The following is a 13,448-nucleotide window of genomic DNA, read 5'->3' as shown; positions in this document are numbered from 1 at the left end:
AGTCTCGTCCGGACGTGACCCTCTCGGCCAGCGGGCCCGAGTCGCCTCAGCGCGCGGCGAGCCCGGCGGCGAACTCGAGCACGCAGAGCGCGGTGAGGCGTACTGTGCGGCCGTCGGGAGCATCCGCCGTCGCATCGACCTCGGCGAGGTCGAGCGACCGCACGGACGGATGCGCGCCCGCCGCACGCGCCGCCTTACGCAGTTCGTAGGCCGAGATTCCGCCTGGCACAGAGGCCGGGCATCCGGGAGCGACCGACCGGTCGCAGACATCCACATCCAGGTCGACGTGGATGGGACCGCCCGCACCCCCGGCGATCTCGAAGGCCTCGGCCATCACATCCTCGATCGGTCGTCGGTGCAGCTCGTCGCGATGGATGATCGTAATGCCCAGGTCGCGGGCACGAGCGGAATACTCGGCCGAGTTCGCGAAATCCGCGATGCCGACCTGCACGATGCGGCGACCATCCAGCCCCGCCTCGACCAACCGTCGCACGGGCGACCCGTTGCTGACGCCGTCGCGCAGGTCGTGATGGGCGTCGAGCGTGACGAGGCCCGCGGTTTCGAGGGCGACGCCCCACGCGCCGAGCGCCGCGGGCACGGTGAGTGCGTTGTCGCCACCGAGCGCGACGACCGCCGTCGAGCGCGCTACTGCATCCGCCATCGCTGCGATCGCACGCGCCTCGCCGTCGGGGCCGTCGGGCTCCTCCACGTCACCGGCATCGACGATGACGAGGTCGGAGAAGGCGCGGCCGGAGTCGCCCGAGCGCGCGCTGCCGGCGGCGCGGTCGGGCGTGACATAAGCGGTGTAGTAGCGGAGCGCGGCTCGGACAGCGGACGGAGTCTCGCCGGCGCCGGTCTGCGAGAGCGAGGTGCGCCAGGTCGGGATGCCGAGCAGCGTCAGATCGAACCGCGCGTCCGCGGGGAAGTCGTCGGGAGCCGGCCAATCGCCGGTGCGGGGCCAGAGCGGGTCGACGGAGAGCGGGCGCGGGGTCACGCTGTCGAGGCTAGCAAGCGCGGCGCGCCACAGGAACGGCGCCCGCATCGACCCTGTCTGGGATGACGGACGCTGAATAATGTGTTTGTACCCTAGGTAATTAGGCGGGTAGTGTCGACCTATCCACAACGAATGTCATTTAGGAAGGACGAACATCGATGAACAGCCGAAGGAAGTCAGGAATCGTCGCTCTCGGAGTTCTAAGCGGGCTCGCCATCGCCTTGGCCGGCCTGGCACCCGCACAGGCCGCCGACAAGGCAATCGGCGCGCTCTCCTGCACTCAGCTCAGGGAGATCCACAGCGTCTCACGCTCAAGCGGTACAGTCACCCATCAGATCTACGGTGCCAAACAATTCGGCTCCATGTGGGAAGGCACGAACAGCATCACTGCGGGATATTCGGCCAACGTAACCAACTGGAACATCCACCATTGGCTGTACAAGGACATGAAAGGTGGCAAAGTCTTCGGAAGCCAGGTGTCGTCCGCGAATGGGCAGTGCGAGTGATCTGCTGATGAGGATGACATCGGCAGTTTCGCTCGCGGGAGCAGCTGCCCTCGCGGTCATGCTCCTCTCCGGCTGCTCCGCGGCGACCAACCCTCGACCGAGCGGCCACGTGAGCGACCTGAAAAAACGGTTCCCTGAACAGATCGATCTGGCACGCGCGCGGGCGGCATGTTTGACGGACAAGGGCTGGGGGGTGACCGTTACGCCAGAGGGCGCGATCAGCATCGATCTGTCGGATGGTCAGGCGGAACCTTACATGCGGGACGACCAAACCTGCCTGAACGAACTCGGAATCGACCCCAACGCTGCGACACCCGAGTGGGTGATCGAAGAGGCATATGCCCAGCATGTGGACGGTGCACGTTGCCTGAGAAAGCTGGGCTACCAGATAGCACCGGCACCGAGCATTGCGACCTTCACGGACACGTATGGCACTGATCCGTGGTGGCCGTGGGACGAGGTTCCTCGTGAAGAACAGCAGAACGCCGAGAAGCGATGCCCCACACCGCCCCCAACATATTGAGCGAATGAAGAGCTTCTTGAGGCTTCGGCGACACAGACAGTTGCCCGCGATCGGTTGCTTCGCGGTTGCATTGGTGGCCGCTGGCTGGGCCGCCGAAGCTGTCTTCGCCCCGACGTCCGATCGTGCCCCCGTGCCCACCCACGCACATGCGACAGTCGTCGAGGGAACCGTTACGGGCATGATCCGCATCCGCGTGAGCGCCACGTGGGAGAGGGAATTGGTCGGAACCAACCACCTAGTTGGCGTCGTCACCAGTATCGATGTGACGGCTGACGCCCCCAGTCGAGCCGGCGCCATCCTTTACCGGGTCGATCAGCGCCCGGTCTTCGTCGCGCAAGGCCGGGTTCCGGCTTATCGGCAGCTCGCACGCGAGGATCATGGCGATGACGTTCGCCAACTCCAAGAGATGCTGTCCGAGCTCGGCCACTATTCGGGGGCAATCGATGGCCGATTCGGCACGGCAACCGAACGAGCAATCCGCGAATGGCAGGTACACAACAACCTGCCGGCGACGGGAATGGTCGAACTCGGAGAAATCCTCTTCGTGCCGACGCTCCCGGCGCGGCTCGAAGTGGACCCCAATGCCATCCGGCGCGGAGTCAGTCTCAGTGGAGATGAACCATCAGTTTTCGCACTATCCGATCAGCCGACTTTCAGCGCCACCTTGACGCCCACTCAGTCCACGAGAATCCGAGCGGGGACTCCTGTCACGATTGATGCCGGTCGGGATCAGCAGTGGAGTGCCGTGATCGGCGGACCGCTCGCCCGGGATGATGGCACCTTCGCGGTGGCCCTCCGCGGAGTGGAAGGTGACACAATCTGCGAGGACTGCGGCGACGCTGTTTCCGCTGAACTCACCGCACAGTTCGAGGCCGACGCCGTGACAACGCCCGCGACAACAGGGCTGGTCGTTCCGCTGGGGGCCATTCGCACGCTTGCCGACGGTCGAACGGTCGTCATCGACAATCGCGATCGCACTCGAACCATCACCGTTGTCGCCTCCGCCCAGGGCCAGGCTGTCGTCACCGGGGTTGCGGCTGGCACCCGCGTGCGTCTCCCATCTGGTCCCGGCTGATGATTGAGGTCCGTGGGCTGCATTTCGCCTTCCGACGCTCTTCGCCGCTGTTCGAGGGGCTGGACCTCCGGTTCGACTCTGGCGAACTCGTAGCGATCAGCGGCGAATCCGGCCGGGGAAAGTCGACGCTCCTCTATATCCTCGGCCTCATGCTCCGACCCTCGGCTGGCTGCATCAAGGTCCACGGACTCGATACTTCACATCACCGAGACTCCGAGCTCGCTCGCCTACGGGCCGAGGAGTTCGGCTTTCTCTTCCAGGACTCTGCGCTGGACCCGTCACGCACTGTTCTCGACAACGTGGTCGAGGGCGCCCTCTACCGGCGGCAGAAACGACGGACCGCTATCCCCGAGGCTCTTGATCTACTGCTGGAATTCTGTGCCCGCGTGGATCCTGCTTCGAAACCTGGCCAGCTCTCGGGAGGACAGGCTCAACGAATTGCGCTGTGCCGCGCGCTCCTGTCATCGCCGTCGGTCATCCTGGCCGACGAGCCGACTGGCAACCTCGACGCGACCTCGGCTGCGGCAGTCATCGACGGCCTTGGTCGCCGCGCCGCCAACGGCGCGACCGTCATCATTGCGACGCATGACCCAAACGTTGTCGCTCGCTGCGACCGCGAGGTGAAGTTGTGAATGCGTCGCTGATCCCCTCCATCGTTCGCGAAGCCCTCGCGGCCTCCTGGGGACGTCTCGTGCCAACCATTCTCTGCATCGTCGTCATCGCGGCTGGCGCTGCGACTGTCCTCGCGACTACGGGCCGCGCTGTCGGTGCCCAGCGCGGCGTCCTCGAGACACTTGATGAGGCGGGCACTCGCTCGATCCTCGTCAAGGCTCCGGTAAGCGCTGGGATCGATTCGCAATTCATCGAGAGAATTCGCGGACTTGACGGCATCGATTGGGCTGGTGCCTTCGGCCCGGCATACGACGTTCACAACGTCAAGATCGACGGCGGTGCCGCCGTTGCGTCGCGGTCCGTTTGGACGAACGACTTTCAACAACTCGCCATCCGGCCGAACGTGGCTGTATCGGCGGGCTGGGCGACACACGCCGCGCTTAAGACCCTGGGGCTCGTGGAGGGTTCAGGAACCGTTACCAGCGATGGGGGACCCGAATTCGGCATTGCAGGCGCGTGGGTCGCACCCGATTTCCTTGCCCAACTCGGCCCGACCGTGCTGATTCCGACACCCACGACGAATCCCGGACCGATTACCCTCTCGGTTGTGGTCGTAGACCGGCCCGAGCATGTGGCCGAACTCGCTCGCACGATCACTTCCCTCATCAGCGCTCCGGACCCTTCCTCGGTGACCGTCACAACGTCGGCGGAACTCGCGGGACTCCGCACATCCGTCGATACGCGGCTCGGCGAATTCGGGGCAGGGCTCCTCGTGCTCACTTTTACCGCCACCGCTGCCCTCATCACAGCGATGTTGAGCAGCCTGGTTCTGATGAGACGGAAGGATTTCGGTCGACGACGCGCGCTTGGGGCCACGAGAGGCTACATCGTCGGGTTGCTCACACTGCAGACCACCCTCTTCGGTCTGGCCGGTGTATTACTTGGAACTGGAGTAGCACTCGCCTCATTGACGCTGGCAGGCGAGCCGATACCCGATGCTGACTTCGTCGCAGGAGTGTGCATCCTGACTATCGCTGTAGGGGTGGCCGCGACACTGCCGCCGGCAGTCTTGGCCGCGAACTGTGAACCGATCAGGGAACTGAGAGTGCCTTAATCCGCGAGCTCAGGTCCATCGAGGTCCTCATCGGGCACTCACGGATCGTGGCGCGGCTCGTGGCTGACCAGGCCGACCGTGTTCCCCTCACTGTCGCGGATGAACGCCATCCACTCGTCCGTCCCGGCCGGCCCAAGAGTGTCGTCGGTGTGGGTGAAGATCACGTGCGGTTCCCCGGTGATCTCCACGCCATCCGCACGCAGTTCCTCGACACGGGAATGCACGTCGTCGACCTGCAGGTAGACGAGGGCAGACGGAGCTGCCTGCTCGAGCAGAAGGCGGCCGATGCCGACGTTGAAGAACAGCAGGCCGGGCGGGTCGAAGCGGGCAGCGGGTGGACCGCCGAGGAGACGCCCATAGAACGCGGCGGCCCTGTCGAGGTCGTCGGCATGCTGTGCGACCTGAATGATCTCCACGCGGGCCCGCCTTTCCTGGGTGACCCCAGTATTCAGCGGAAAGGCCGCCCACGCTAGAGCGAAGGGCGGCCATTCACGCTTGTCGGTCGGCTAGGAGACGGGCTCGGGCTCGGGCTCGGTGACCTCGTCGCCGCGCGCGCCGGGCTCGTCGGAGGGGACCGCATCCGGAACCGCCTTCGCGGCGCGCCGCGCCGTGCGACGGTCGCGGGCGCCCTCGACCAGGTTGTACAAGGTCGGCAGCACGACGAGGGTCAGCAGCGTCGAGGAGATCAGACCGCCGATCACGACGATCGCGAGCGGCTGCGAGATGAAGCCGCCGTGGCCGGTGAACCCGATGGCCATGGGGAGGAGGGCGAAGATCGTCGCGAGGGCCGTCATCAGGATGGGGCGCAGACGGCGCGATGCGCCGTGCAACACTGCATCCGGAACCGACCGCCCACGACGACGGTACTGGTTGACGAGGTCGACGAGCACGATCGCGTTCGTCACGACGATTCCGATGAGCATCAGCACGCCGATCAGCGATGCCACCCCGAGCGGGATCCCGGAGATGATCTGCAGGATGATCGCACCGGTGGCCGCGAACGGAACGGAGACGAGCAGCAGGAGCGGCTGGCGCAGCGACCGGAACGTCGCCACCATGACGATGTAGACGATCAGGAGGGCTGCCAGCAGCGCGATCCCGAGCTGCGAGAACGCGTCGGACTGGCTGGCCGTGACGCCGCCGACCTTCGCCGTCGCACCGGAGGGCAGGTCGGTGTTCTTCAGAGCCTTCTGCACATCCGCGTTCGCCGTCGACAGGTTGTCGGTGCCGGGCGTCGCCGTCACCGTCGCACTGCGGAGGCCTCGCTCGGTCGTGACTGTCGCGGGGCCGTTCGTCTGCGCGACGGACGCGAGCGTGTTCAGCGCGACGGGACCCGCTGCGGTGGGGATCTTCAGCGCCGAGAGCGCCGCGACCGTGGTCGGCGGGTTGTCGGACTGGATGTAGAGCTGCAGGGACGCGTTGTCGATCGCGACGGTACCGACCGTCGTCGGCTGCATCGCCTGGGACACGATCGTGCCCACCGCGACCTCGCTGAGGCCGGCCTGTGCCGCCTTCGTACGGTCCACCTTCACAGCGACGTACGGGAGCGAAGCGCTCAGGTTGTCGGACGTCTGCTTGATCGAGTCGAGCTTCTTCAGCGAGGCGACGATCGCATCCGTCGACGTCTGGAGGTCCTCGTTCGTCGATGCCGTGATGTCGACCTCGATGTCGTTGGATGCGCCGAACCCGCTCGACGACGAAACGGTGATGTCGCCCTGGTCGGTGATCTTCGACAGCTCCGACTCGACCGTGTTCTGCAGCGCTGCCTGGTCGGCGTTCGGGTCGGTGGTGACCGAGAAGGTGATGCTCCCGCCGCCGCCGGTGAACGCGTCGCGCAGCGAGCTTCCGGTCGAGCCGATCGACAGCTGCACCGTCTTGATGCCCTTGGTGTCGAGCAGTTTCTGCTCGACGACCTTCGCCGCGTCGTCCTGCGCCTGGAGGCTGGTGCCCGGCGGGAGCGTCTGGGAGATCGTGAGGGTGTTCTGCCCGGTCGAGCCGAGGAAGTTCGTCTTCATCAGCGGGGTCAGCAGGATCGTGCCGATGAGCACCACGAGCGCCAAGGCGATGGTCGTCTTCGAGTACTTGAGGGTCCACCGGATGATCGGCAGGTAGCCCTTCTGCAACCGCGACGGATGCTCGAGCTCATCCTCGCCGGGCGCGCCGCCCTCATCCTCTGACAGCACGATGACCTCGTGTTTGCTGCCCTTCGGAGGCCTCAGGAACCAGTACGCGAGCACGGGGACGATCGTCAGCGCGACGAGGAGCGACGACAGGAGGGCGATCGTCACCGTGAGGGCGAACGGCCGGAACAGCTCGCCGGTCACATCGCCGACGAACGCGATCGGCAGGAACACCGCCACGGTGGTGATCGTGGATGCGGTGATCGCGCCGGCGACCTCCCGCACGGCACGCACGATGGTCACCGCCCGGTCCGCCCCGTGGACCATCTGGCGCTTGATGTTCTCGATGACGACGATGGAGTCGTCGACCACACGCCCGATGGCGATCGTCAGTGCGCCCAGGGTGATGATGTTGAGCGTGTAGCCGGTCGCCTGCAAGCCGATGAACGTGATGAGCACGCTTGTCGGGATCGAGATCGCTGTGACGAGTGTCGCCCGGACGGAGAGCAGGAAGACGAGGATCACGAGCACGGCGAAGAAGAGGCCGAGCAGGCCCTCTTCGGTGAGCGAGTTGATGGACTGCTCGATGAACGGTGCCTGGTCGAAGACGACCGTGATCTTGGCGTTCGAGCCAAGCTTGGCTTCGAGATCGGAGACGAGGGCGTTGACACCCTTCGACACCTCGACGGTGTTCGCGGACGGGAGCTTGGTGACGGCGATCGTGAGCGCGGGCTTGCCGTCGACGCGCGAGATCGAGGTGGTCGGGTCATCCGTGATGGCGACGGTCGAGACGTCGCCGATCGTCTTGACCGCAGGTGGTGCGGCGGCGGCCTGCGCTGCGGCCGCGGCGGCGGCAGCGCCTGCCTGACCTGCGCCAGCGCCTGCCTGACCTGCGCCAGCCTGGCCTGCACCCGCCTGGCCTGTCGCCGCAACGGCGCGGGACTGGATGAGCGGGAGCGAGGCGATGTCCTGCACGGAACCGAGCTGCGTGCCGGTCTGCACCGACAGCGTCTTGCCGTTCTCGGTGATCGCGCCGGCGGGGACGAGCACGCCGTTCTGCTGGAGCGCATCCTTGATCGCCTGCGACGTCAGGCCAGCTTCTGCGAGCTTCGTGCTGTTCGGAGTGATCGTGATGCGCTGTCCGACCTCGCCGATCAGCTGAGCGTCGTTGACGCCGGTGACATCCTTGATGTCGGGGATCGCGAGCTTCGTGATGTTCGCGCCGAGCGTTTTCTGGTCTTCGTCGCTGGTCACGGCGAGCTGGATGACCGGGAGGTCATCGAAGCTCCCGGACAGCACCTGCGGGTCGAGACCGTCGGGGAGGGTGCCCTTGATGCGGTTGATCGCCTGGTCGAGCTTCTGCTCGGCGGTCGCCAGGTTGGTGCCGTAGGTGAACTTCGCCGTGATCAGCGAACGGTTCGTGCTGCTGACGGCGGACGTGCTCTGTAGGTCGGGTACGCCCTGGATCGCCGTCTCGATCGGCGTGCTGACGTCGTTGTTCACGACCTCGGGCGAGGCGCCGGGGTAGCTGGTGACGATCGCGAGCTGCGGGAACTGGATGGACGGGGCCAGCTCCTGCTTCAGGCTCGTCAGGGCGAGCCCTCCGAAGATTGCGATGACGACCGTGACGAGCGCGATGAGCGCGCGGTTCTTCATGCTGAGGACGGCGAGAAAATGCACAGGTGTTCCCTTGGCGGAATGTGGGTAGCAGGGTGCCGCGCGATGCGGCTGTGGAGCAGCTGCTGTGGCGCTCCGGGTCAGTATCTCATTGCAGACTGTGCAAAAACATCAGACCGTGGTCTTATCCACAGCTACTCCCCCGGTAGTCCCCGCCCCCCGTTTCCGCCTCGCGGCGACTTGGCAGTAGTTGCGGTTATCGCCTCCTCGCAAACCGCATCAAGTGCCAACTCGTTGGGGCCACGTCCACCCTCGTCGCGTCAGGAGCACACGAATCATACGAATGAGCTCCGCCTCGTCCTCGAGGTCGGCCGCTCCCAGGCGAAGAACCTCCTCGCCGAGCATCTGGAGTCGCGCGACCCGTTTGAAGTCGCGTCGCCATTGGTTGCGATCCGTCCTGTGCCCATCGCCGTCGTACTCCACGATCAGGCGAAACTCGGGAAATCGCAGATCCGGCCTCGCGACGAACCGGCCGGCTTCATCCCGCAGATCCACGTTGACGTCGAGACGTGGGAGCCCTGCTTCGACAAGGATGACGCGAAGAACCGATTCTGGGGGCGATTCCGACCGGTCGTCGAGCAGCTCGAGTGCGCGCACAAGTTTGGCGACGCCACGACCGCGGCCCCGGCTGGCGATCGCATCCGCCAAGCGCTGCACCGATGTGCGCGGATTCCGTCGCGCGATCATGAAGTCGCCGGCGGCTACGAGTTCGCGAACCGAGAGCGCTGGTGCGAGGTCGCACCAGGTTCGTTCGATCCCGGTGATCCTTAGGCCGCCGATCATGCGCACGTCGCATTCGCCCAGATCGAGCTGGTGGCCGGTGACACCGAGCACACGAGGGGCGCGCCGTGGGGGCCGAACCGCAACGTGAATCGTTGGCTCGCGCTTGATCCGAACGGGAAGTGGCACGCCTGTAAGAAGAGCGGCAGTTCCATGACTGAAGACCGCGTCTGCCGCCATGATCTCTGCATAGGCAGAGCATCGTTGACGTAGGACCGCGTCGTCCTGACGATCCATCCGCACTCCGCGGAAGGGGGCCGTGAGGTCGGACGCTCGAAGACGAACGTAAGGCACGCCTGCTCGGCGAGCTTCGGAGACGCGGAAGGGCCTGTTCCGCAGGCTCGGATCGAGTGGTTGTGGCGACCGCATCTCTCGACACTGGCCGATCCCCGCACGAGACGTCGTTCTCTGTCCACAGGTCTCCGCGCCGCCAGCGTCGAGTTGGCAGCAGTTGCGCTTTCCCACGGACGAGAACCGCAACAAGTGCCAACTCGACCTCAACGACGCGGGGGGTCAGACGACGTCGGCGAGGTAGCCGGTGTCGGGGACGGGATGGCGCAGCACGGTGGCCCACGCGGCGGCGAGCGCGTCGAACGCGCGCGTCGTCTCGGCTGCCGAATAGGTGATCGGGATGCGCAGGAACCGCTCGAACGCGCCGTCGAAGCCGAACCGCGGCCCGGCCGTGATCGAGAGCCCGTTGTTGCGCGCGGCGAGCGCGAGTTGCGAGCTGATGGGCGCGCCGATGCCGACCCAGGCCGCGAGGCCGCCGTCGAGTGCGGGCATGGTCCAGTCGGGGAAGCGATCGGCCACGAGCATCCGCACCTGTTCCCGGCCGGCGCGCAGCTGGCCGCGCCGCTCCTCGATGATCGACGCCATCCCGGGCAGCATCCGCGCGACGACGAGCTGTTCCAGGATGGGCGTGCCGAGGTCGTTGGCCGGCTTCGCGGCGATCAGCTTGCGGATCATCGGCCGCTCGGCCCGGATCCAGCCGATCCGCAGCCCGCCCCACAGGCTCTTGCTCGCCGAACCGATGTGGATGACCGGAGCATCCCCCGCGCGACCCTGGCCGTATGTCGCGAGCGGACGGAACGTCTCGGCCCGGTCGATGTCGAGCTCGGCGGTGGTCTCGTCGGCGACCACGATCATCCCGTGGCCGGCTGCGGCGGCGAGGAGTCGCTCACGCGTCGTCACCGACATGGATGCGCCGGTCGGGTTGTGGAAATCGGGGATGACGTAGGCGAGGGTCGGGTTGGACCGCGCGATCGCCTGCTCGATGGCGTCCGAGTCCCAGCCGTCGTCACCGGATGCGTGAGCGTGGGCCCGGCCGCGCGCATCCACGAGGGACCGGTGAGTACCCGGGAAGTCGCCGCCCGCGCCGCCGCCAGCCCGCGCCGCCCCGTCGACCGGCACCACGGTCACCGGCACCAGCCGTGCCCCCGCCGACCGCAGCGCCTCGTACGCGTGCGGGTACGTCGGCATCTCGATGAGCGCGCGGTCCCCCCGGCTGAGGAAGGTGCGGGCGATGAGGGCGATCGCCTGCTGCGCGCCGACCGTCACGAGGATCTGCTCCGGCTCCGTGGGGAGGCCGCGCATCCGGTATCGCTCCGCGATGACCTCGCGCAGGTGCGGCAGCCCGACGGGGTCGTAGCCGGAGTCGGCGAGGAAGTGGGGGAGCTCTTCAGCAGCCGCGCGAGCCGCAGCGGCCAGTGTCGTTGCGGCGGGCAGGGCCGCCTTGCTGAAATCGAGCAGCCCCTCGGCTTGCGCGGGCGCCGGGACGAGCACCGGCCCGGGCAGCCGCGCGATCGTCCCCGACCCGCGCACACTCGCCACGAATCCGGCTTCGCGGAGTTCGCGGTACGCGGCTGTCACAGTGGTTCTGCTGAGGCTGAGCCGGGTGGCGAGGTCGCGCTCGGCGGGCAGCCGCGTGTCGATCGGGATGCGCCCGTCGAGCACGAGAAGACGGATGCGGTCCGCGAGCGACTGGTAGTGCGCCCCGGTGCCGCGCCATTCGCCGAGCAGGGTTTCGAGGGCGCGGGCACTGAGTTGGGCGTCTGACATGAAGCCACCTTAAGCGAATTGGCTACTTGATCAAAGTCCAATTGTGAAATTGGATGGAAGTGTGAAATCCCGACTCCTGTTGACGCGACGCCTCACCCAGCTGCTGATCGGCCTCCTCCTCTACGGAATCGCCATCAGCATGATGGTGCGCGCCGGCATCGGGGTCTCCCCGTGGGACGTCCTGGCCCAGGGCCTCTCGCTCAAGACGGGCATCCCGTTCGGCCTCATCACCAACATCGTCGGCCTTATCGTGCTGCTCTTCTGGATCCCGCTGCGGAAGCGCCCCGGACTCGGCACCGTGCTGAACGTGCTTCTCATCGGTCCGGCCGCCCAGCTCGGGCTGTGGCTGATCCCCCAGCAGACCGAGCCGTGGGTCCAGGTCGCACTGTTCACCGCGGGACTGATCCTCCTGGCCATCGCGACCGGCCTCTACATCGGCCCACGCATGGGCCCCGGCCCGCGCGACGGCCTGATGACCGGCCTCCACGCCCGCACCGGCTGGCCGATCTGGTCGGTGCGTACCGGCATCGAGGTCACCGTGCTCATCATCGGCTGGATCCTCGGGGGCAACGTCGGCATCGGAACGCTGGCGTTCGCCGCTCTGGTCGGGCCGCTGTGCAGCCTCACCCTCCCGCTGTTCGCGATCCGGCTGCCCGAGACGGCGAAGGCGGATGCCCAGGAGAGCGAGCTCGAAGGCTCGGCCGAGCAGGTGGTCCAGTACGACCTCCGGGAGGGCCTCCTCCTCGAGTCGGACGCCGGCTCCCGCGACCGGGCGATGCGCCGCGCCACGAGCCCGGCGATCGGCGCCCACGCGGCAGATAAGGCGCGTACGGCCCCGGGGGCGGATGCTCGCACGATCGCCGCATACTGGCTCGACGACCGGCTCTTCGGGCCACTCCGACCGCGGGCCGGCCGGTCTGCAGCCGGGCGGATGGCGTCCACAGCGCACCAGACGCACTAGACGCACCCGCGCATCCGCGCACCAGCCGTACTAGACGCACCGTCGCAGCCGCGCATCAGATGCACTGGACGCACCCGCGCCCGCGCATCCGCGAACCCGCGCACCTTCCCATCCGAGCATCCGCGCACCCAACACACCGCATCGCGGCGCGGCCCGGGCCGGGCCGGGCCGGCCCGGAGGGTCTGCAGCCCCTCCGTCCGTCCTACAGGTTGCGGTCGGCGTATGCCTTCATCGCGTCGCGCACGAACTCAGCGCCCGCCTGGCCGCCGTAGTTCGCACCGAAGCGCGGGTCGGCCACGTACATCTCACCGAGCCCGGTGAAGTACGCCTTCGTGGGGCCCCCTGCACCGCCGCCCGGCGTGCCGGGAATGTCCCGCAGCCAGTCGAAGTGGCGCTGCGCGAGCGCCTGCGCCACCTCGCCGTCGGGCGATTCGCCGGCCTGCGCGGCCGCCATCCAGTCCGCAGCGAGCTGCTTCTGTCGGTTCTGCCAGTCCGCGCGTTCGCTTTCCGACATCCCCCGCCACCACGCGTCGCTCTTCGCATACGCGTCCTTGCCCCATCGTTCTTCGACCTCCTCCTTGTATTGGGTGTGGTCGAATCCGTCGAGCATCTCTTCTGCCATGATCTGTTCACCTCCTTTCATTGCCTCGATGGTCGTCTCGACCGACGAGATCTGTCGCGCCAGCCGCCTCTGCTCCTCGCGCAGCCACTCGAGGTGGCCGGTGAGGGCGTGTGCAGCGTCCGCCTGGTTGCCGAGGACGTCCGCGATCGCGGGGAGTCCGAGGCCGAGGTCGCGGAGCAGCAGAATGCGCTGCAGCCGCACGAGGGCCTGCTGGTCGTAGTAGCGGTACCCGTTCGCGCCGATCCTGCTCGGTTCGAGAAGGCCGATGTCGTCGTAGTGACGGAGCGTCCGGCTCGTCGTTCCGGCCAGGCGCGCGATGTCCTGGATGGACCAGTCGCGCGCGGCCGCTGTCGCCACGTAGGTCGCGGTGCCTGTTCCCGGCGCGTTCATCCGTCACTCCTCTCTG

At 67.0% G+C, this 13,448-nt stretch carries 12 protein-coding genes; 6 read left to right on the top strand and 6 right to left on the bottom strand.

Annotation, left to right across the window (positions count from 1 at the left end; genetic code table 11):
- Nucleotides 1-46: 46 nt before the first annotated feature.
- Nucleotides 47-994 carry an arginase family protein gene (locus tag ACV7NN_RS13405; protein ID WP_463350070.1) on the bottom strand — a complete coding sequence of 316 codons (948 nt, stop codon included), beginning with the start codon at nt 992-994 and terminating at the stop codon, nt 47-49.
- A 158-nt stretch (nt 995-1,152) separates the two neighbouring features.
- Between ACV7NN_RS13405 and ACV7NN_RS13400 the strand changes: the two genes are divergently transcribed.
- From ACV7NN_RS13400 to ACV7NN_RS13380, 5 genes are all read left to right on the top strand, one after another.
- Nucleotides 1,153-1,500: a hypothetical protein gene (locus tag ACV7NN_RS13400; protein ID WP_463350069.1), complete on the top strand. Its 348-nt coding sequence runs from the start codon at nt 1,153-1,155 to the stop codon at nt 1,498-1,500.
- Between the two features lie 109 nt (nt 1,501-1,609).
- A complete protein-coding gene (locus ACV7NN_RS13395) occupies nt 1,610-2,023 on the top strand; it encodes a hypothetical protein (RefSeq protein WP_463350068.1) in 414 nt (137 codons plus the stop codon).
- A 4-nt stretch (nt 2,024-2,027) separates the two neighbouring features.
- Nucleotides 2,028-3,098 carry a peptidoglycan-binding protein gene (locus ACV7NN_RS13390; protein ID WP_463350067.1) on the top strand — a complete coding sequence of 357 codons (1,071 nt, stop codon included), beginning with the start codon at nt 2,028-2,030 and terminating at the stop codon, nt 3,096-3,098.
- A complete protein-coding gene (locus ACV7NN_RS13385; protein WP_463350066.1) occupies nt 3,098-3,730 on the top strand; it encodes an ABC transporter ATP-binding protein in 633 nt (210 codons plus the stop codon). Before ACV7NN_RS13390 ends, ACV7NN_RS13385 begins: the two co-directional genes overlap by 1 nt.
- Complete coding sequence (locus tag ACV7NN_RS13380) at nt 3,727-4,824, top strand: ABC transporter permease (RefSeq protein ID WP_463350065.1); 1,098 nt, start codon at nt 3,727-3,729, stop codon at nt 4,822-4,824. The genes ACV7NN_RS13385 and ACV7NN_RS13380 overlap by 4 nt, the downstream gene beginning before the upstream one ends.
- Before the next feature lie 38 nt (nt 4,825-4,862).
- Here ACV7NN_RS13380 and ACV7NN_RS13375 read toward each other — a convergent pair whose 3' ends face one another.
- The 4 genes from ACV7NN_RS13375 to ACV7NN_RS13360 all read right to left on the bottom strand — a co-directional run bounded on the left by ACV7NN_RS13375 (nt 4,863) and on the right by ACV7NN_RS13360 (nt 11,459).
- The gene (locus ACV7NN_RS13375; RefSeq protein ID WP_463350064.1) at nt 4,863-5,240 is read right to left on the bottom strand and encodes a VOC family protein; all 378 of its coding nucleotides are present in this window, start codon (nt 5,238-5,240) and stop codon (nt 4,863-4,865) included.
- A 90-nt stretch (nt 5,241-5,330) separates the two neighbouring features.
- A complete protein-coding gene (locus ACV7NN_RS13370) occupies nt 5,331-8,624 on the bottom strand; it encodes an efflux RND transporter permease subunit (protein WP_463350063.1) in 3,294 nt (1,097 codons plus the stop codon).
- Between the two features lie 216 nt (nt 8,625-8,840).
- Nucleotides 8,841-9,455: a hypothetical protein gene (locus ACV7NN_RS13365; RefSeq protein ID WP_463350062.1), complete on the bottom strand. Its 615-nt coding sequence runs from the start codon at nt 9,453-9,455 to the stop codon at nt 8,841-8,843.
- 459 nt (nt 9,456-9,914) lie between these two features.
- Nucleotides 9,915-11,459 (bottom strand): aminotransferase-like domain-containing protein, encoded by a 1,545-nt coding sequence (locus ACV7NN_RS13360; RefSeq protein WP_463350061.1) that lies wholly within the window; start codon nt 11,457-11,459, stop codon nt 9,915-9,917.
- A 61-nt stretch (nt 11,460-11,520) separates the two neighbouring features.
- On the opposite strand from ACV7NN_RS13360, the gene yczE reads away from it, so the two are divergent.
- Nucleotides 11,521-12,420, top strand: coding sequence for a membrane protein YczE (gene yczE, locus ACV7NN_RS13355; protein ID WP_463350060.1), 900 nt, complete (start codon nt 11,521-11,523; stop codon nt 12,418-12,420).
- 202 nt (nt 12,421-12,622) lie between these two features.
- Here yczE and ACV7NN_RS13350 read toward each other — a convergent pair whose 3' ends face one another.
- Entirely contained in the window at nt 12,623-13,432 is an 810-nt protein-coding gene (locus ACV7NN_RS13350; RefSeq protein ID WP_463350059.1) for a MerR family transcriptional regulator, read from the bottom strand.
- Nucleotides 13,433-13,448: the final 16 nt, after the last annotated feature.

The sequence above is a fragment of the Leifsonia sp. Ger2509 genome (assembly GCF_055231915.1).
Note: the sequence above shows the minus strand (reverse complement) of the source record. Positions and strands in the feature narration are given on the sequence as shown.

Coding starts and splice junctions, on each gene's coding strand:
- ACV7NN_RS13400 (WP_463350069.1), top strand. CDS start 1,153: ATGAACAGCCGAAGGAAGTCAGGAATCGTCGCTCTCGGAGTTCTAAGC.
- ACV7NN_RS13390 (WP_463350067.1), top strand. CDS start 2,028: ATGAAGAGCTTCTTGAGGCTTCGGCGACACAGACAGTTGCCCGCGATC.
- ACV7NN_RS13385 (WP_463350066.1), top strand. CDS start 3,098: ATGATTGAGGTCCGTGGGCTGCATTTCGCCTTCCGACGCTCTTCGCCG.
- ACV7NN_RS13360 (WP_463350061.1), bottom strand. CDS start 11,459: ATGTCAGACGCCCAACTCAGTGCCCGCGCCCTCGAAACCCTGCTCGGC.
- ACV7NN_RS13350 (WP_463350059.1), bottom strand. CDS start 13,432: ATGAACGCGCCGGGAACAGGCACCGCGACCTACGTGGCGACAGCGGCC.